Source organism: Photorhabdus sp. RM322S, from assembly GCF_042879395.1.
Lineage (GTDB): Bacteria > Pseudomonadota > Gammaproteobacteria > Enterobacterales > Enterobacteriaceae > Photorhabdus > Photorhabdus khanii.
Map to the genome: position 1 here is coordinate 1 of NZ_JBHFKW010000148.1, position 659 is coordinate 659.

2 protein-coding genes are annotated in these 659 nt (G+C 65.3%); one reads left to right on the plus strand and one right to left on the minus strand.

Annotated elements, in window-relative coordinates; translation table 11 throughout:
* Positions 1 to 183: 183 nt before the first annotated feature.
* Positions 184 to 399, plus strand: a complete 216-nt coding sequence (locus ACGF63_RS22990; protein ID WP_387633398.1) for a hypothetical protein — start codon at positions 184 to 186, stop codon at positions 397 to 399.
* A 46-nt stretch (positions 400 to 445) separates the two neighbouring features.
* Here the strand turns inward: ACGF63_RS22990 and ACGF63_RS22995 are convergent, their stop codons facing one another.
* Positions 446 to 589, minus strand: a complete 144-nt coding sequence (locus tag ACGF63_RS22995) for a hypothetical protein (protein WP_387633399.1) — start codon at positions 587 to 589, stop codon at positions 446 to 448.
* Positions 590 to 659 lie beyond the last annotated feature (70 nt).

A 659-nucleotide genomic window follows, 5' to 3' on the forward strand; every position in this document is an offset into this window, starting at 1 on the left:
TTAACGGCACATTATGTCGGCGCCGCCCACCGAAGGGCGCTGCGCGGTTACCTAACCCCCGGTGCGCGGCTGGCCGCCGGGTTGGGCTTCTTAGCCCCCGTGGCGCGCAAGGCGGACGCCTTCCGCTGTCAGCTACTGCACTAAAACCCACCACCGCAGTCGCCGCCGTCCGTGGCGGCTCCGGTGCCTAAATCTGCCTTAAATCGTTGCCGGTCAGTCCGTCAAGGTCAACAGCCACAGACCGGTAAGTCAGTCGGCCTGCGGCCTCCTCAATTTATTACCCCCGCCCCAACCCCGCTGCACTGGCTGCGCGCGGCTCGCACTGCGCTGCGCTCCGTTGCTCGTCCCCGTGCTCGCCATCTCCGCCCCGTGCAGCCCCCAGGGGGGCTTCCCTGTTGAAAAGCTTAACCTGCGGGCCTCGCCAGCCCGCACCCGCCAACCCGCGTCAGCGGCGCAGGCAAGCTGCCCCGCCGCCCCGGGTTCCCGATAACACCCGGTTCTGGCAGGAAAAGGGGGCTGAAACCCGGCGCTGACGTCGGGGAAAAAGTGAGCTACAATCGGCAAAGTGCCCGTCGGGGCGAGTTGGCATGCTCTTTAACAGGGTGGGAAAAGGTGGCTAGGAAAAAGGCTGCTAAATCAGGGGGAAAAGTCGGCTAAAC

Coding starts and splice junctions, on each gene's coding strand:
- ACGF63_RS22995 (WP_387633399.1), bottom strand. CDS start 589: ATGCCAACTCGCCCCGACGGGCACTTTGCCGATTGTAGCTCACTTTTT.